Source organism: Mucilaginibacter sp. A3364 (assembly GCF_059690715.1).
Genome location: NZ_JCAWED010000001.1, coordinates 1,564,557 through 1,582,450 on the forward strand (window position 1 = coordinate 1,564,557; position 17,894 = coordinate 1,582,450).

A 17,894-nucleotide genomic window follows, 5' to 3' on the forward strand; every position below is an offset into this window, starting at 1 on the left:
CAATGAAAAGATATTACATACCTGTCATCATCACGCTGGTGATCACCGTGGTTAGCTGTAAGAAACTAGACCGCTTCCCGCTTGATAGCCCGAGCAGCGAAACATTTTACTCCAACAAAACTGAGCTTGACGCGGCTGTTGCTGCGCTATACAACAGCGCTCTTTATACGCAAGATTCAGAAGAATGGACAGATAATTTTTGGAACCGTACCAACCAGGGCAATGAGATTATTCATGGTACGGCTACCATACAGTCGTCTAATTTCAATACCCTGTGGCTAACGTGCTATAAAGGCATCGCAAGAGCTAATGGTATTTTAGACAATATTAACAAAGCAAATGACATAACAGCCGAATATCGTAAGCAAGTAGAGGCGCAGGCACGTTTTGCCCGCGCATGGGAATACAGCTTGCTGGTCATGCACTTTGGCGACGTGCCGTTGATAACGACCACCCTGTCGTTAGAAGATTCGCGCACGGTCAAACGTACCTCAGCCGCTGAAGTGCTGAAATTTGTGTATGCTGAATTAGATCATGCAGCTTCAGTATTGCCGGCTACTTATACGACCGGTTTGCAATATTTTACAAAAGGTACTGCTTTAGGTATTAAAGCACGTTTGGCCATCTCTTTAAATGACTGGGCTACTGCAGTAAGTGCTGCTCAGCAAGTAATGAATTTAAAGGTTTATAACCTTTATCCTTCGTATCGTGATCTGTTTTTGCGGGCCGGGCAGCATAGTTCTGAAGTTATGATCTCCTTTCCGCGCTCGGTTACGTATAGTACTACTTATGACATTCAATACACGCTATCACGATTGACCGGCGGCTTTGCATCTAACATACCCACCATAGAACTTATTGATAGCTATGAATGTACAGATGGCAAAACGATCGATAAGTCACCCTTGTACGATCCAAAGAAACCATTTGATAACCGTGATCCGCGTTTAAAAGCCACCATCGTTACACCCGGCATCAACTGGTTGGGTTATGTGTACCAAAATCATCCCGACAGTACCTTGGTGTTCAGCACCAAAGACAATAAAAAGGTAGCTAATAAGGACAATAAAAGCGCCGCTAATCCATTTGCAAGCTATACCGGCTATTTGTGGCGAAAAACTATAGACGACAGTCAGTTAGCCAATTATAGCAAAGTTGACCTTGATCAGATAGTAATGCGTTATGCCGAGATCCTGCTTATTTACGCTGAAGCTAAAATAGAGCTGAACCAAATAGACCAGTCGGTACTCGACGTTATTAATCAGGTCAGAGCCAGGGGATATGGCGTTGCTGCAACAGCAATTACACAATATCCGGCAGTTACCACAACCGTACAAGCCGACTTGCGCAGGATCTTACGTAGGGAAAGGAGAGTCGAGTTCGCCTTTGAAGGTCGCAGATACATGGACCTTTTACGGTGGAAAATAGCAGAAGTGGTTTTCAACAAGCCGATGTATGGGGTGCCGTTGAATAAGGTTGATTATCCATTCCCGGGTACACCTACGTTCGATAGTAATGATATCCCTTCATACGAAGCCTTTGCCACCAAATTAAATGTTATTGACAGAAGGACATTTGATCCAAATAAGAATTATCTATGGGCGGTACCATACAACGAGACCGCGCTTAACCCCGGACTAGGCCAGAATCCAGGCTGGAAATAAGAATAATACATCTATATGTTAAAAGAAGAATTTGTCGAGAGACGTGAGTTGAGGCTGATCGAAATAAGTGCTGACCTGGTCATTGTCGGCGGCGGGCTGTCGGGTGTTTGCGCTGCTATAACGGCAGCCCGGGCGGGACTAGAGGTTACCCTAGTGCAGGACCGACCAGTGTTGGGCGGTAATGCCTCGAGCGAGGTGCGGCTGTGGGTTCTGGGGGCGACCTCGCACATGGGTAATAACAATCGGTGGGCACGCGAAGGTGGGGTAGTGGATGAATTACTGGTAGAAAATACCTACCGTAACCCTGAAGGTAACCCCCTGATCTTCGACAGTATCATGCTGGACAAAGTGGTTGCGGAAAAGAATATCAAACTATTGCTAAATACCTCAGTGTATGAAGTGGAAAAGGAAAATGGAGAGAATATCTCCGCGGTGATAGGTTTTTGCAGCCAGAACTCCACCAGGTATGTTTTGAGGGCCGGCTTATTTTGCGATGCTTCCGGCGATGGCATTGTGGCTTTTTTGGCTGGTGCCGCGTTTCGTATGGGCGCCGAAAGTAAAGACGAATTTGGTGAAAAGTTCGCACCCAGCGCTGCTTATGGCGAATTATTAGGTCATTCGCTTTACTTTTACTCGAAAGATACCGGCCGCCCCGTGAAATATGTTGCTCCCGAATTTGCTTTGACCGACATAACTACCATACCGCGCTTTCGCAGTTTCAATACGCAGGAGTATGGTTGCAAGCTCTGGTGGATAGAGTATGGTGGCCGGCTCGATACCGTGCATGATACTGAGCAGATCAAATGGGAGTTGTGGAAGGTAGTGTACGGCACCTGGAACTACATTAAAAACTCGGGCAATTTTCCCGAAGCGGAGAACTTGACCCTGGAGTGGGTAGGCACTATTCCCGGTAAGCGTGAAAGCCGTCGTTTTGAAGGCGAATATATGCTTACTCAAAACGACATTATAAAACAACGTCAACATTTTGATGCTGTAGCATATGGCGGCTGGTCTATTGACCTACATCCCGCCGACGGCGTATTTAGCGAATTGCCTGGCTGCAATCAATGGCACAGTAAAGGCTTGTATCAGATCCCCTACCGCTGCCTGTACAGTCGAAATGTATCTAATTTGTTTTTGGCCGGGCGTATAATTAGCGCCAGTCACGTAGCATTCGCTTCTTCGCGGGTAATGGCTACTGCAGCCTACGCTGCGCAGGCAGTGGCTATGGCGGCAGTACTTTGCAAAGCCGAACGGCTGTTACCTGCTGATATTATTGAGCGTGGAAAAATTAAAGTACTACAAACTGAATTGTTAAAAATAGGTCAATTTATACCCGGGCTGTCATTGCATGATGCACAGGATCTGGTTCAAAGCGCGACCATAACCGCTACCAGTGAGCTGCGTATAGGTAACATGGTTAATAGCGATGATACCTTGTGGCTGTCTCTTGATACCGCATCTGCACAGCTGATACCGGTGGCTGGTGGGGCATTCCCGAAAGTGACCTTCGCTGTTTCTGTTGAGGAAGCCGGAGACTTAACAGTGGAATTGCGAAGCAGCACGATCGCCGGTAATTTTACGCCTGATGATACGCTCGCTATCAAAGTAATACCGTTGAAAGTAGGGGAGCAGAAATTGACAGTGAATTTCGAAATTGCGGCACGTGAGCAAGGCTACTACTTTTTGGTGTTTCAGCGTGCGGCTGGTGTGAAACTATTATTTACACAGCAGCGTTTTACCGGCATGCTATCGGTGTTCAACCTGATCAACAAGGCCGTGTCAAATTATGGGAAACAAACACCAACGGCCGATATAGGCGTTGACGAGTTCGAATTTTGGTGTCCTCGCCGTAGGCCAGAAGGTCATAATATAGCTTTGCAATTCGATCCCCCATTAGCGGTATTCAAGGCCAATTCGTTGAGCAATGGCGTTGAACGCCCGGTACTGCAACCTAATGCCTGGGTCGCCGATATTTTGGACGGTAGCCCGGCAGTCACTTTAGAATGGCCGGAGGAACAACACATCAGCAAATTTGAATTAGTATTTGATACAGATCTTGACCACCCGATGGAAAGCGTACTTATGACGCACCCGGAAAGCGTAATGCCTTTTTGCGTGCGCAACTATAAAATTACCGATGCTGAAGGCACAGTGTTATATTCCAAACTGGGTAACTACCAGACAAGAAATTCTATTACTTTGCCATCGCCCATAAAAACAAAAAAAATAAGTATTCAAACAGAGCACCCGGACAGCCACATCCCAGCAGCATTATTTGCGGTAAGATGTTACGCCTAGAAAATTAGAATATGGTTACATTAGACTTTTACGTAATGGCGATCTTTGCCATACTAATATTCGCTATAGGGCTTACTTTTACAAGGGCAAGTAGCAAAAATGGGCAAGCTTTTTTTGAGGCAGGCGGTGCCACTCCGTGGTGGATAAACGGGTTGTCGCTTTTTATCAGCTATTTTTCTGCAGGTGATCTCCAGCGCTTCCTGGAAACCCAAAGGAGGGAGGATACCGCTTAACCGCCCGGCCAGCATGGTTTTACCGGTTCCCGGTGGCCCCAGCAACAAACCATTATGCCCACCTGCCGCCATGATCTCCAATGCTTTCTTGACCTGTTCCTGACCGCGGACATCCGCAAAGTCCAGGTGGTACAATTCTTTTGGTTGAGTAAACAAGTCGCTATCAGGGGGGAATACCGGCTTGATCTGATCAGGGGCAGTCAGGAATTCTATGACCTCCAGTAAGGTATCAAAACCATAAACCTTCAGGTCGCTTACCATAGCGGCCTCCATCGCGTTCTCCTTGGGTACGACAAAACATTTAATACCATTCTTCTGCGCCTCAATAGCCATCGACAAAGCGCCTTTTACAGGCCGCAACCTGCCACTCAAAGAAAGCTCTCCGGTAAATAAATAGCCATCTGGTAAAACCAGCTGACCGGAAGCCGCCAGCACACTTAAAGCGATCGGCAGATCGAAAACAGCACCTTCTTTACGGATACCCGCCGGTGCCAGGCTGATCAGGATCTTTTGTCGCGGCATATCAAAACCCGACGAAGTGATCGCGCTTTCGACCCGGAACAAACTCTCCTTGACCGCTTCGCCCGCCAGGCCCACGATAAAATAACTGAGACCCGCGCAAATGCGGGTCTCTACGTTAATAATAGCCGCGTCGATCCCGGTCAACGCGGCACTGTCCACACTGACCGTCATCTCAATTTTCCTGCGTCTTGCCGAACCACATCAACTCATTCACAACGATCTCCGTCACCGAATGCTTAACGCTATCTTTATCCGTGTAAATACGGTTCGCCAAGCGACCTTCGATAGCGATCTGGCTGCCTTTCGTCAAATGTTTTTCGGCCAGTTCCGCCTGTTTATTCCACAAAACCAATTGATGCCAATGCGTCTCCTGCACCGCCTCACCACTGCCATTTTTACGATAATGATTGGTCGCCAGGCTCAGCTTAGCCACCTTCGTGTCATTCTCCAATTCCTTCAATTCGGGTGCCGCGCCCAACCTCCCGGTCAACCGCACGCTGTTGCTTAAATTATTCATGAGCTATAAAATTTGTTGAGACAAAATTGGATACATTGAAGCTAAAAGGCATTCAAATAAACGTTTATAGCCGTTTATAAACGAGTAGGGCGGTACCTTCGGCCCGGGCTCTCCACTGTATCTCCTGCGGAGGATGCCGCTGCGATCCCTACCGCCGCCTCCCGGCATTTTCGCTACGCTGCAAAAGCCCCGGCGTGATGCCGCACCCAAGGTGTGCCGCATGATCAGAAAGACAAAAAATAACAAAAAGTTATTCCCAGAAACAAGAGTAAAAAAGGACGCGGAGGTCGTAAGCGCGGACACGTACGAACGCATAATGACCTTTGCTCCGCTGCGGTCACCCTTCGGGACTTATAGTTCTCCCGTTTCCTCACGCTTACACCACCAATTGCTTTCTTTTTTACTCTTTTTTCTTTGAAAAAAACTACCCCGGGGAGGGTCGCAAAGCAGATGGGGACGGGAAGAATGAACGAACAGATTTATTCATTTGAAAACAAAACGTCATGGAAATTACAGGAAGATTAGTAGCAAATGCTACAGTGAGAGCGGTAAGCGCAGACAAAAATGTAACAGGGTTCAGGGTAGCGGTTAGTCGTACTTACCAGTCGCAGGGTGAACGCAAAGAGGAAACCGCTTATGTGGAGTGTACCTACTGGCGCACCAATGCCATCGCACCTTATTTAACAAAAGGCATGGTCGTTCAGCTATATGGCTTTATGACCGCTGAGCCGTGGGTAAACAAAGACGGAGAAGCGCAGGCAAGTCTAAAGTTTCGCACAGAGCAGATCAATATGCTCACCAAGTCAGACAACAAATCACAAAGCAAGCCTGCAAGGAAAGGCAACAATAGAAGCGTGATCAAACCGAGCGAGCAATTTAACTAAACGTTTACAGCCGTTTGTAAACGGCTAAAAGGCAGGTTTCCTGCACAATGTAACTGAATTTTGAACAATAAAAAACGAATATCATGGCACACAATATTAATTATAACGAGCAAACAGAAAAACACAGTTTCTTTAGCGTAAAGGAAAAAGCGTGGCACGGTTTAGGTCAGATCGTGGAAGAACATCCGACCAGTGCGGAGGCGATACGCTTTGCGGGCTTGGACTACACAGTAGAAAAAAGGCCGCTGTTCACCAATAGCTTGCCTAACGAGTGGTTGGATATGGACGAAACCGTCGCATTACCAAAAACAGAGGTAGGTAATTATTTCGCTACCGTTCGTAATGATAACCACACCGTTTTAGGTGTGGTCGGTAAAGATTATGAAGTAGTACAAAATGCCGATGCTTTTCAGTTCTTTGACGCCATTGTAGGAGGAGGCAACGGGATCAAATACGAGACCGCAGGCGCACTGGGTAAAGGTGAGCGTATTTTTATCACTGCCAAACTTCCCGATTATATCAAAGTGGGTAAGCAGGACTTAATTGAGCAATACTTATTTCTAACCACATCACACGATGGTTTCGGCAGTATCACAGCCGCATTTACCCCGATCCGTATCGTTTGCAATAACACTCTGAACGCTGCCATGCGCAACCATTCCAATGGCATTAAAATACGTCATACATCGTCAGCAAATGACCGTTTGAAACAGGCGCATACACTTATGGGGATCTCGCAGGCCGCAGGACAGGAATTAGAACAATTGTTCAATCACTGGACAAGGGTCCGTATCAATGACCAGCAACTAAAGAAACTGATACAGATCGCTATGGCACCAAATAAGGAAGTGATCAGTAACCTGGAGTTAGGGTTGGTAGATAAATTATCAACGACCTATACCAATATCGTAGATAACGCTTACGAGTATGCGCTGGGTAATTCCACCCAACAAATGGAAACCACCGCAGGCACCTTGTTCGGTGCATACAATGCGATCACAGGCTACTATCAAAATGTCAGGAACTTCAAAGACGGCGACGCAAAATTCAGGTCTATCATGGACGGCACGGCCAAACAAAGGGCACAGGTCGCGTTTGACCTTTGCGGCAACTTTGAAAAAAACGGTGCTGATGCTTTGAACTTTATTAAGAGCTAGATCATGCAACCATTAAAGCTTTTGACCAACGTGCAGAAAGCAAGGCTTTTGCACAGTTTATTGAACAATGAGATACCCGAATTTTTAGGGTATCTCAATGAACTCACAGAGACGGTCTTAAATGACCGTGAGCGTATTACCGCCGAATGGAAGGATCAAATGTTCGGTGTGGACTTTTGGTTTGAACTGGCTGAAGAGGTGCAGCGTGTTATGGGCAGATATCCTAAAGATCTGTACAAAAGTGCGGCAGTATTCTCTGATCAGTTATTTGGCGGGTACACGGCAATTTTTACGGCGCATGCGCTTATACAATACGTAACCCTAAACAGACACATCGACCCCAAATTTAAACCTGCGGTTGATCTGTTATTCTTTTGAAGGGAAGGTAACAAAGCTTAGCGATAGCAATGATCTATTAATGTATTTGGACGATCGGCATATGAGCCGGTCATTAAACTAATAAATATGGCAAACTGGTGTTTTAATACGGTTACATTCCAAGGGAATGACGTACAAATTAGTAACATTCAAAAGTTATTTTCGGATATGCGCTCGAAATACAGCGAGAATTATATAGGACAGATACCACCCTTCGTAAAAAAGCAAGGGGAGTTTTTTTTCGATATGGAAATGACAGATGACGTTTTATATTACGTCACCAAATGGTCGCCAAATTTGGACACCATGAAAGAGATAGCGGATCATTTCAAAGTTGATTTCTTATTTCGGTATGAAGAAACGGCTAATGGAATTTATGGGGAAGCTGTTTATTCAGACGGTGAGATCCGGGATCTATCCCTTGATATTGAGGACTTCGGTAAGTATTCCTTTGATGAGGTAACAGAGTGTTATTTGTTCGAGGGGGACAGTTATGAAAATGATAGCGACATACTGGAACTACTTTTGAATAGGCGAAAAGAGTCCTCGTCGAACATTGAAAATCGCTGATTTGTACACGTAGCTGTGTATTCAGCTAAAACCGCCTCGTATTTCACAATACGAGGCGGTTTTTATTTAGTAAGAGATCGTATTTATACTGGACTTTAATATATTTGTAATAGAAGATTTGAGATACCCAAAATATAGAAGTGAGCTATTCGTGTAGTTCAAATATTGACGTTTAAGTAAGTTTTTCATTTACAGGAATATACGGCGATGGGTTCAAATCCCTCCCTCACCGCCAACACAAATGCCGCCCATGAAATGGGTGGCATTTTTAGTTTTAGTGCGATCTGAATTTATTCAGAAAAGCGCTAAAGCTAAAAATGACAGACGCATTAGCGGCGGCATTAAGGGTGAAGCCTCCCCTTATACGGGATCAATAACATTAATCCCTCCCTCACCGCCAACACAAATGCCGCCCATGAAATGGGTGGCATTTTTTGTTTTTAGCCAATCCCGAAATCGCTTCAGCTTAAATTGATAGATCAAAGATTATTATTATACCTTCAAAATAACACAGCCATATAGTATTTTGAATGTTATGATACTTTTTTATAAATTCATCGCCGCTAATTAATACCGCTTGATAAGCTATTGAAATTATTATATTAGCAACACCAATTCATAAACTATGTATACTAACCATGTTCAGGACGAAGTGTCTCTGATCGCCCGTTTAAACGACGGCGATGTGGCTGCGTTGTCAGAAATTTATGAGGCCTACTGGTACAAACTTTATAAAAGTGCCTGGGCGCTGGCTAAATGTAAAGAGCTTGCTGAGGATGCTGTACAGGAGATATTTATTAACCTGTGGAACGCCCGCGGCCATATCAACATTAACAACTCGCTTAATTCATATTTGCACGCTTCGGTGCGTTTCCAGGTGTTGCGTAGTATTAAAGATCAAAAGTTGTATGAAGATGTGTTTGATGAATTATACCATCATTTGCTGACCACACCTGCGTTACAGGACCTTGAGTTTCGCGAACTACAGACGCAGGTAGGCAATATTGTTGAGCAACTATCGCCACAATGTAAAACCGTTTACAAGCTAAGTCGCGAGGAGCATCTTACCCACAAGCAAATTGCCGAACATTTGAACATCTCCACCAAGGCAGTTGAAAAACACCTGACAAAAGCGCTGCGTGTACTTCGTGTTAATTTAAAACACGTAGCCGCTGTCGAACTCTTTTTACTACTACTAAAAAAATAATTTGAGGAGGAGGTAGGGATACCTCGCTTTTTTTACTCTTAGTATAAAAGCCCTCAAATTGGAAAAGCAACAATTTAAAGCCTTATTAGATAAGTACATTGCCGGCGAGGCCACGCCCCGCGAGGAAGAACTCGTTCAAAAATTATTACAAAGCCACCAGGATCATGCTGATGTGCCTCAACTTAACGATGAGGAAAAAGATGCAACAAGCCAGCGCATGTTGACCAACCTGATGAGCCACGTTGATCCCGCACCGCGCCGCACTATTTACGCGCAGTTTTATAAGTGGACTGCCGCTGCTGCTATTTTGTTAGCCATAAGTGCTGCCTGGGTGTTTTATAAATCTCCCGTTAAGCCTCAACCACCATTAGTGGCAGAAAAACCTGCGCCAAATACTTTACAGGCCGGCGGCAATAAGGCTTATCTTAAACTGGCGGATGGTTCGGTAGTGGCACTTAACGACCGCGACAATGGCTTGATAGCGCAGCAAGGCAGCACTAATATCACCAAAACAGCAGATGGTAAACTACAATATACTGCAGCTAATAACACATCCGCGGCATCAGCTTTAAATACCATATCAACACCTAATGGAGGCACCTACCAGTTGACCTTGCCCGATGGTACCCGGGTTTGGCTTAACGCGGCATCGTCGTTAACCTTCCCAACGCAGTTTGATAATAAACGTCGCTACGTAAAACTGGTAGGCGAGGCTTATTTTGAAGTAGCTAAAAAGTATATAGGCAATGGCAAAAGCCGTTTGCCTTTTATTGTTGATGCAGGGCAATCGCAGGTTGAGGTATTGGGTACGCATTTCAACGTATCAACCTACGCTGACCGCGACGAACAGCAAACCACGTTGCTTGAAGGTTCTGTAGCGGTAAAACATGGCAACAAACAGGTGCGCATAGTACCGGGCCAGCAGGCAGTGCTGAACAAAGGCGGCCAAATGGCCGTGCAGCAAGCCAACCTGGAAACCGTAATGGCCTGGAAAGAGGGCCTGTTTTTGCTTGACAATACCGACCTGACCGTAGCCATGAAAGACATTGCCCGCTGGTATAACGCCAAAGTAGTTTACAAAGGCGAAATGCCGGTAGCCGCCTTCACCGGGGTGCTGCCGCGCAACAGCGATATAGCTTCGGTGCTTGAATTATTAGAATCAACCCATGCCGTTAAGTGTAGCCTGAGCGGCGGCACAATAACTATAGAGAAAACCAATTAATTAACCCGTATTGATAACCTAAATTAAAGCGAGAACGAAAGTATGAGATAACCCTACATCAGCAAAAAACAAAAGGGTATAAAAAAGATAAGCTCACCGGGTACCAGCCGGCAAGCTTTAAAGTTCTTTGGTTATGCCCTGACGAGTTATTGGGGATGTTACATCCCTGCATCAAAACTAACCATTAAACAATCAAATGTATGAAAGTAAAAATACATTGCAAAGCTAATGTTTTGCAGTGGGGAGATGCTATGGCATCACCGTATCTTAAAAAACACGTCCAGAAAACATTTTTGATAATGAAGTTAACCAGCCTTATTCTTTTGGCCTTTGTTATGGAGGTAAGTGCTTCAACCTACGCGCAAAACGTGACCATTAACACGCGGGGCAGTAGCTTAAAAAGCCTGCTTAACGAAATGCGCAGGCAAACAGGCTATTATTTTTTGTATGATAAAAATGTGGTTGAAAAAGCGCCCTCAATAGAAGCGCACTTCACCAACCAGGACCTTAAGGTAGTACTGCCGGCTATTTGCAAACAGTATGCGCTTAATTACGAGATCAAAAATAAGGTCATTATTATTACAACGACTTCGCCGGACAAAGATGCCGGAACGCAAGGCAGCTCAAAAAGCGATGCCCCGGCAGTAGATATTAAAGGCCATATTAAAGATGAGAAAGGCCAGTCGTTACCCGGTGCCAGTATTTTGGTTAAGGGTACCAGCAAAGGCGTGATGAGCGATGGTAATGGCGATTTTAGTTTGAATGATATTGCCGATAACGCCGTGCTGGTTATCTCCTTCACCGGTTATGCCACGCAGGAAATAAGCATAAGCGGTAAAACCGAACTAAACATTGTACTGAAAGAAGTAATTACCGACCTGAACAGCGTGGTAGTTATTGGCTACGGCAGCGCCCGCAAAAGCGATCTGACCGGATCTGTAGTATCCCTAAAAAGTGCCGATTTTAACAAAGGCAGCACCAACACTTCGGTTGCGCAGTTAATACAGGGCCGCGCGGCAGGTGTGCAGGTAACGCAGTCAAGCTCGGCTCCGGGTGGTGGCGTGTCCATCCGTATTCGCGGTTCGGGCTCCATCAACGCGGGTAACGAGCCTTTGTATGTTATTGACGGCTTCCCCATAAACAATGCCGCGCCTGTGGTGGCTAACGGTATTGGCTTTAACGGCGAACCACCTCCGGCAAACCCCCTAAACGCGCTTAACCCTGCCGATATCGAATCTATCGAGATTTTGAAAGACGCCTCGGCTACGGCTATTTACGGTTCGCGTGGCGCCAACGGTGTGGTTTTGATCACTACCAAAAAAGGTAAAGACGGCAAGCTGAATGTGGAGTATAACCTTACCGGTAGTATGGCCACCGTTCAACGTAAGCTAAAACTGCTCAATACAACCGAATATATTAACGCCATGAATCAACTGGCCTCTGCACGTGGTGCGGTTCAGCCATTTTCAGCTTCGCAAATTGCCGCTATTGGTGAAGGTGTTGATTGGCAGGATGTTGTTTTCCGTCGTGCTTATACGCAGGATCATAACCTGTCGCTGTCGGGTGGTTCGGGTAAAACCATATTTTTCACCTCGTTTAACTACAATAACCAGGATGGTATTTTGCGCAATACCTCATTTAAACGCTACCAGGGCCGTGTTAATTTAGAACACCGCGCAAGTGAACAGTTTAAATTTGGCATTAATATCAATACTTCGGTGTTGGAAGATCAGCAGGTACCTACAGCCAGCAGTTCTGTAAATCAGGATGCCGACGTTATTAACGCTGCTATAGCTATACCGCCAATATTCCAGGTGTTTAACCCTAACGGAAGCTATGTGCGCCCTGAGAGCGGACAGTTTGTTTCGGTAACATTGGATAACCCGTTTGCTTTGGTTAACGGCATTATTGCCAAAGGCGTAAACAACCGCACCTTCGGTAATATTTTTGGCGAGTATACCATACTCCCTGGCTTATCGGCCAAAGTTACTTTAGGATCTGACCGTAGCACAACACGCCGCGATGTTTACCAAAGTACCATTACCAACCGTGGTAACAGCTTTAACGGCGGTGCCAGCATCCTAACCGGCGAGCTGACTACTTCGTTAATGGAGGCTTTGCTTAACTACCAGAAAGTATTTGGCAAGCACAGCATCAGCGCGGTGGGGGGGTATACCTACCAGCAGTTTGACCTGCGCAGGTTTAACGGTGCCATCCGCGGTTTCCCTTCAGACCTGACAGAAACCAACAGTTTGCAATTAGGCGATACCAACCTTGATGACCTGAATAGCTTAACCACCAAACGCAGGCTCATATCATACCTGGCCCGTGTTAATTATAACTTTGGCGAAAAATACCTGTTAACGGCCTCTATTCGTGCCGATGGTTCATCAAACTTCGGGCAGAACCACCCTTATGGTTACTTCCCATCGTTCTCGGCAGCATGGCGTTTGGTGCAGGAGGATTTCATCCGCAACACCAACATTTTTTCTGATCTGAAATTCCGTGCGGGCTATGGCCAGATAGGTAATGATGATATTGGTGTGGGTAATGCTTTTGCAACTTATGGCAGCGGCGGCCTGGTTAACTTTGGCAACACACAAGTATCAACCGTAGGCCCTACCCGTATACCTAACCCCGATTTGAAATGGGAAACCACCGAGCAGTTTAATGCCGGCCTTGATTTTGGTTTCTTTGGTGGCAGATTAAGCGGTTCGGCCGATTACTTTGTTAAAAATACCCGAGATCTGTTGATCAGCTTACCTATCCCTATATCTACCGGTTTTGGCGCTATTACAAGTAACGTTGGTAAAGTACGCAACAGTGGTTTTGAGTTGGTGTTAAATTCGGCAAACTTTACAGGTGCTTTTAAATGGAATACCTCGTTCAATATCGCTACACTTAAAAACGAAGTGATCAGTACAGGCCCTGTGCCATCTATTATTAGCAGTTTGTATGGCACATCAGCCATTACCCGTCCGGGCGATCCGTTGTTCGCTTACTTCGGTTACCAGAGCGAAGGCATATTTCAAACTGCTGATGAAGTAACTAATTCGGCACAAAAAGGTGTTGCCGTTCCGGGAGTTCCGCGCTGGCGCGATGTAAATAGCGACGGCAAAATTGATGCTAACGACCGCGTGGTGCTGGGCAAATCATTACCTGATTACACTTTCGGTATCAACAACTCGTTCTCGTACGGCGATTTTGACCTGAGCGTATTTATTGACGGCGCGCAAAATTTCTCGCTGTTTAACTTTGGCCTAGTTGACGCTTTATATCCTAACGACCCCTATCGTAACCGCCTGGCCGAGCCTGTGCTTGACCGCTGGACACCTACCAACACCTCGGCCAAATGGCCTTCAAGTGTTGATTTTACCAAATATGGCGGTGGCAACGTAAACTCGTATACGGTTAGCGATGCCTCATACGTACGCATCCGTAACGTGATGTTCTCATACCGTTTGCCGGTTAAGAATGTAAAATTCCTGCGTTCGGCAACGGTATTTGTAAGCGGCCAAAACCTGAAAACGTTTACCAAGTACATGGGTTACGATCCTGATGTGAACTCAACCGCCAACTCTATAGTAAGGGTTGATCGTAATTCGTATCCATCAGCCACTACCTACTCTTTAGGACTTAATGTGAAATTCTAAAACAAAACAGATCAAAACATCATGAAAACTCATTATAAAATTTGGATACTTTGCCTGGCCCTGGTGCTGGCAGGGGGATGCAAAAAGGGCTTAAACATCCCGCCGGCTTCCGAGTTGTCCGACTCGTTCCTGTTAACCAAAAAAGGCGCCGTTGCTTTATTGAACGGTGTTTACGGCAACGGGCAGCTTATTGGCGACGCGGGCGTTAACCGTATTTATGTAGAAGAAGCAACGGCCGATAACCTGGTAAATTACCGCGGTATTTTAAATATTGATCTGCTGCCTTTTCAATCATTTGCATGGTTGCCTACGGCCCCTTTCATTTCGCAGTTTTATACCCGTAATTACCAAACCATACGCGATGCTAACATTTTCCTCTCGATAGTACAAGACAATACCGAGCTAACCCCTGCCGAAAAAGCAAGTATGACTGCCGAGGCTCGTTTTCTGCGCGCTTTATCCTACAACTACCTGTATGGCTGGTTTGGGCCGGTGCCGTTGATCACCAAGCCTTTTACCAACTCGAGCGATAATTTTAACATAGCCAAAGCCGATGAGGCTACGATGCTAACGTTTATTGAGAACGAACTGGTAGCCGCCGCTGCCGACCTGCCGCCTACCATTGGCATTACCGGCAAAGCAACCCGCGGCGCGGCCCTGGGTGTGTTAACCAAGTTTTACCTGCAAACCAAAAACTGGGCAAAAGCCGCCGCGACAGCCAAACAGGTAATGGATCTGAACATATACAAAATACAAACCGATTATGTGGCCCTGTTTGATAAAGCCAACAAAGGCAACCCGGAAATGATATATGTTTATCCATCCATAAACAAAATAGGCTTTGGCAACGTGTGGACGGCTAATGCTTTGCCGCCGCAGTACCCAACCACGGTGTTTAATACGGCTACGCAGGTTTGTATGCCGGTGGCGTTTTATAACACCTTTGCGGCTAATGATAAAAGGCGTAACCTCATCCTGGCATCATACACCACCACAACCGGTGCGGTTATCAGCTTAACTACGGGCGTTGAATATCAAAATCCGCGCAGCTTAAAATATCCTATTGATATTACTGCCGATGAGCGCCACCATGCTAATGATTTCCCCGTTATAAGGTACGCCGATATCCTGCTTAGCCGCTCCGAAGCGTTGGTTCAGTCGGGCGGGGTGGTAACGCAGGAAGCGGTGGACCTACTTAACCAGGTGCATACCCGTGCAGGCTTAACCGCATTTACTTTGGCCGATTTCCCGGATAAAGCTACCTTTATAACCGCTATGGTTAAAGAACGTGGCTGGGAGTTTTACAGCGAGGGCAAACGCCGCGAGGACTTGTTGCGTAATGACCTGTTCCTGAAAAACGCTACCGACCGTGGTTTGCCGGCTAAGGCTTTTCATGTACGTTTCCCGTTCCCGCAATCGGAAGTTGATGCGAACAAAAATCTGGTGCAAAATACCGGTTACTAATAAAAAGGGAGGCCGTATATATTGCAGCCTCCCTTACCTAAATACAGCTATATGAGAACAAGAATTTTTATTGCATTAACGCTATCGGTATTAACGGTGCAAGGCCTAAGCGGTTTTGCCCAAACCGCAGCTAAACGTAAAACTACAGTACCAGCCAAGCCCAACGTTATTATTATTTTGGCTGATGATATGGGTTTTTCGGACATTGGCTGTTACGGCAGCGAAATACCCACACCCAATATTGATATGCTGGCCAAAGGCGGTGTAAGGCTAAGCAGTTTTTACAATAATGGCCGTTGCTGCCCAACGCGTGCATCATTGTTAACGGGTTTGTATCCGCACCAAGCGGGCATAGGCGATATGTCTGAAGACCCGAATGATAATAATGTTAACGAAGAAGGTGTACCGGGCTATCGCGGCTTTTTAACACCAAACACCGTAACCATTGCCGAGGTAATGAAAACTGCCGGCTATCATACCTACATGACTGGTAAATGGCACGTGGGTATGCACGGGCAGGAAAAATGGCCTTTGCAGCGTGGCTTTGAGCGTTACTATGGTATCCTATCAGGCGCGTCAAGTTATTTTCATCCGTTCCCGCCCCGCGGTATAACAGCCGATAATGGCGAAACACAGTATGATTTCCCGGCTGATTATTATACTACCGACGCCTTTGGCGATAATGCAGTTAAATTTATTAGCGAACAAAAAGATACCAAGCCATTTTTTATGTACCTGGCGTTTAATGCCCCGCACTGGCCATTACAAGCCCGCGAAGCGGATATTAAGCTAATGGGCGATAAGTACTTTAAAAAAGGCTGGGACTCGATAAAGTATGATCGATTGCAAAGACAAGTTGCAATGGGTTTGGCGAAGCCTGATTGGGCACCGGCGGAACGTGAAATGAGGCCATGGAAAGAGTTGACCGAGCAGCAACAAAAAGACGTTGCCTACCGCATGACTGTTTACGCAGCTATGGTTTATCGTATGGATTTGAATATCGGTAAAGTGATAACCAAACTTAAACAGCAAGGAAAGCTGAATAATACGCTGATCATGTTCCTGTCGGATAACGGTGCTTGTGCAGAGCCTTACCAGGAACTGGGCGGCGGTCCGATGGCATCTATCAACGATGGAATGAAGTATGGCGCCATATCCTATGGCCTTGGCTGGGCCAATGTATCGAACACTCCTTTCAAAAAATATAAAAATCAAACTTTTGAAGGTGGCATAGCTGCACCGATGATAGCCTACTGGCCGGCTATGATCAAAAAGCAGCAAGGTAAATTTAATGGCACGCCTTTCCATATTACCGACCTGATGGCTACCGTAGCCGATGCCGGAAAAGCCAGTTATCCTAAAACCTATAAAGGTCGTAGTATAACACCTACTGAAGGCATTAGCATGCTGCCTGTACTGGTTAACGGAAGCGGTAAAACCCACGAATACCTGTATTGGGAACACGAAGGCCATTGCGCTGTTACCTACAAAAACTGGAAACTAGTTAAAGCCGCCCTGGCCAATAAATGGGAACTGTATGACCTGGAGCACGACCGCAGCGAAAAACACAACCTTACCGCCGATCATGCCGACCTTGTAGCTGCTCTAGATAAAAAATGGCAGGACTGGGCCAACAGTCACCAGGTTTTCCCTAAAGGCCCTCGGTTTAAAGATAATGTGGCTAATCATCCAAATAAATACGCAAACGACTAATAAGAAGGGGAGTATCTATAAGCCTCTTATTTTATATCGACTACCCTGATGATACTCTTTTTGAGATAAACGTTTCTTAATATAAATAGCCCAGAAAGCCGGTCGCCTAACGACCGGCTTTTCTGTTTTATGGCTCGGATGATCTTCTGATTTCGCCATCCGTTTTTATCGAAATATTCATCTCAAAATACAGGTAAAAACAATGGAAATTTTGAGACGAAATAACCACAAAATGACCTATTGGCTTCACCCATAATGGTTTATTTTGAAGTTGACAATTCCACCCAAAACGTCATCCTGCCAAGATGATGGAATTGTTTAACAGAGACCAATTATAAATGAAATACCTGGTTTTTAATAGCAGTGGCTGTGGCTACGTGCTGTTTTCTGATCATGTTTTTGTATTGCG

The 17,894-nt window shown here is 45.8% G+C and carries 13 protein-coding genes; 11 read left to right on the forward strand and 2 right to left on the reverse strand.

Annotation, left to right across the window (positions count from 1 at the left end):
• Window positions 1-2: 2 nt before the first annotated feature.
• Together AC59JT_RS07045 and AC59JT_RS07050 are read left to right on the forward strand one after the other, a co-directional pair.
• Window positions 3-1,664: a RagB/SusD family nutrient uptake outer membrane protein gene (locus tag AC59JT_RS07045; RefSeq protein ID WP_497397188.1), complete on the forward strand. Its 1,662-nt coding sequence runs from the start codon at window positions 3-5 to the stop codon at window positions 1,662-1,664.
• Window positions 1,665-1,679: 15 nt separating this feature from the next.
• Complete coding sequence (locus AC59JT_RS07050; protein WP_497397190.1) at window positions 1,680-3,965, forward strand: FAD-dependent oxidoreductase; 2,286 nt, start codon at window positions 1,680-1,682, stop codon at window positions 3,963-3,965.
• Between the two features lie 53 nt (window positions 3,966-4,018).
• Here the strand turns inward: AC59JT_RS07050 and AC59JT_RS07055 are convergent, their stop codons facing one another.
• Window positions 4,019-4,891 (reverse strand): magnesium chelatase domain-containing protein, encoded by an 873-nt coding sequence (locus tag AC59JT_RS07055; protein ID WP_497397192.1) that lies wholly within the window; start codon window positions 4,889-4,891, stop codon window positions 4,019-4,021.
• Window position 4,892: 1 nt separating this feature from the next.
• Window positions 4,893-5,237 (reverse strand): single-stranded DNA-binding protein, encoded by a 345-nt coding sequence (locus AC59JT_RS07060; RefSeq protein WP_497397194.1) that lies wholly within the window; start codon window positions 5,235-5,237, stop codon window positions 4,893-4,895.
• Window positions 5,238-5,740: 503 nt separating this feature from the next.
• Here AC59JT_RS07060 and AC59JT_RS07065 point away from each other — a divergent pair.
• The 9 genes from AC59JT_RS07065 to AC59JT_RS07105 all read left to right on the forward strand — a co-directional run bounded on the left by AC59JT_RS07065 (window position 5,741) and on the right by AC59JT_RS07105 (window position 17,485).
• On the forward strand, window positions 5,741-6,121 hold the full coding sequence (locus AC59JT_RS07065) for a single-stranded DNA-binding protein (protein ID WP_497397196.1): 381 nt from the start codon (window positions 5,741-5,743) through the stop codon (window positions 6,119-6,121).
• Window positions 6,122-6,204: 83 nt separating this feature from the next.
• Window positions 6,205-7,278, forward strand: a complete 1,074-nt coding sequence (locus tag AC59JT_RS07070; protein WP_497397198.1) for a DUF932 domain-containing protein — start codon at window positions 6,205-6,207, stop codon at window positions 7,276-7,278.
• Window positions 7,279-7,281: 3 nt separating this feature from the next.
• Complete coding sequence (locus tag AC59JT_RS07075; protein WP_497397200.1) at window positions 7,282-7,656, forward strand: hypothetical protein; 375 nt, start codon at window positions 7,282-7,284, stop codon at window positions 7,654-7,656.
• Window positions 7,657-7,743: 87 nt separating this feature from the next.
• Window positions 7,744-8,226 carry a DUF1281 family ferredoxin-like fold protein gene (locus tag AC59JT_RS07080; protein ID WP_497397202.1) on the forward strand — a complete coding sequence of 161 codons (483 nt, stop codon included), beginning with the start codon at window positions 7,744-7,746 and terminating at the stop codon, window positions 8,224-8,226.
• 625 nt (window positions 8,227-8,851) lie between these two features.
• Window positions 8,852-9,433, forward strand: a complete 582-nt coding sequence (locus AC59JT_RS07085; protein WP_497397204.1) for an RNA polymerase sigma-70 factor — start codon at window positions 8,852-8,854, stop codon at window positions 9,431-9,433.
• A gap of 58 nt (window positions 9,434-9,491) precedes the next feature.
• Complete coding sequence (locus AC59JT_RS07090) at window positions 9,492-10,655, forward strand: FecR family protein (protein WP_497397206.1); 1,164 nt, start codon at window positions 9,492-9,494, stop codon at window positions 10,653-10,655.
• Window positions 10,656-10,954: 299 nt separating this feature from the next.
• Complete coding sequence (locus AC59JT_RS07095) at window positions 10,955-14,308, forward strand: SusC/RagA family TonB-linked outer membrane protein (protein WP_497397208.1); 3,354 nt, start codon at window positions 10,955-10,957, stop codon at window positions 14,306-14,308.
• 21 nt (window positions 14,309-14,329) lie between these two features.
• Complete coding sequence (locus AC59JT_RS07100; RefSeq protein WP_497397210.1) at window positions 14,330-15,772, forward strand: RagB/SusD family nutrient uptake outer membrane protein; 1,443 nt, start codon at window positions 14,330-14,332, stop codon at window positions 15,770-15,772.
• A gap of 51 nt (window positions 15,773-15,823) precedes the next feature.
• Window positions 15,824-17,485, forward strand: coding sequence for an arylsulfatase (locus tag AC59JT_RS07105; protein WP_497397212.1), 1,662 nt, complete (start codon window positions 15,824-15,826; stop codon window positions 17,483-17,485).
• Window positions 17,486-17,894 lie beyond the last annotated feature (409 nt).

What these genes read in the sequence shown, in the direction of transcription:
- AC59JT_RS07045 (WP_497397188.1), top strand. Translation starts at nt 3, where the DNA reads ATGAAAAGATATTACATACCTGTCATCATCACGCTGGTGATCACCGTG.
- AC59JT_RS07050 (WP_497397190.1), top strand. Translation starts at nt 1,680, where the DNA reads ATGTTAAAAGAAGAATTTGTCGAGAGACGTGAGTTGAGGCTGATCGAA.
- AC59JT_RS07055 (WP_497397192.1), bottom strand. Translation starts at nt 4,891, where the DNA reads ATGACGGTCAGTGTGGACAGTGCCGCGTTGACCGGGATCGACGCGGCT.
- AC59JT_RS07060 (WP_497397194.1), bottom strand. Translation starts at nt 5,237, where the DNA reads ATGAATAATTTAAGCAACAGCGTGCGGTTGACCGGGAGGTTGGGCGCG.
- AC59JT_RS07065 (WP_497397196.1), top strand. Translation starts at nt 5,741, where the DNA reads ATGGAAATTACAGGAAGATTAGTAGCAAATGCTACAGTGAGAGCGGTA.
- AC59JT_RS07070 (WP_497397198.1), top strand. Translation starts at nt 6,205, where the DNA reads ATGGCACACAATATTAATTATAACGAGCAAACAGAAAAACACAGTTTC.
- AC59JT_RS07075 (WP_497397200.1), top strand. Translation starts at nt 7,282, where the DNA reads ATGCAACCATTAAAGCTTTTGACCAACGTGCAGAAAGCAAGGCTTTTG.
- AC59JT_RS07080 (WP_497397202.1), top strand. Translation starts at nt 7,744, where the DNA reads ATGGCAAACTGGTGTTTTAATACGGTTACATTCCAAGGGAATGACGTA.
- AC59JT_RS07085 (WP_497397204.1), top strand. Translation starts at nt 8,852, where the DNA reads ATGTATACTAACCATGTTCAGGACGAAGTGTCTCTGATCGCCCGTTTA.
- AC59JT_RS07095 (WP_497397208.1), top strand. Translation starts at nt 10,955, where the DNA reads ATGAAGTTAACCAGCCTTATTCTTTTGGCCTTTGTTATGGAGGTAAGT.
- AC59JT_RS07100 (WP_497397210.1), top strand. Translation starts at nt 14,330, where the DNA reads ATGAAAACTCATTATAAAATTTGGATACTTTGCCTGGCCCTGGTGCTG.
- AC59JT_RS07105 (WP_497397212.1), top strand. Translation starts at nt 15,824, where the DNA reads ATGAGAACAAGAATTTTTATTGCATTAACGCTATCGGTATTAACGGTG.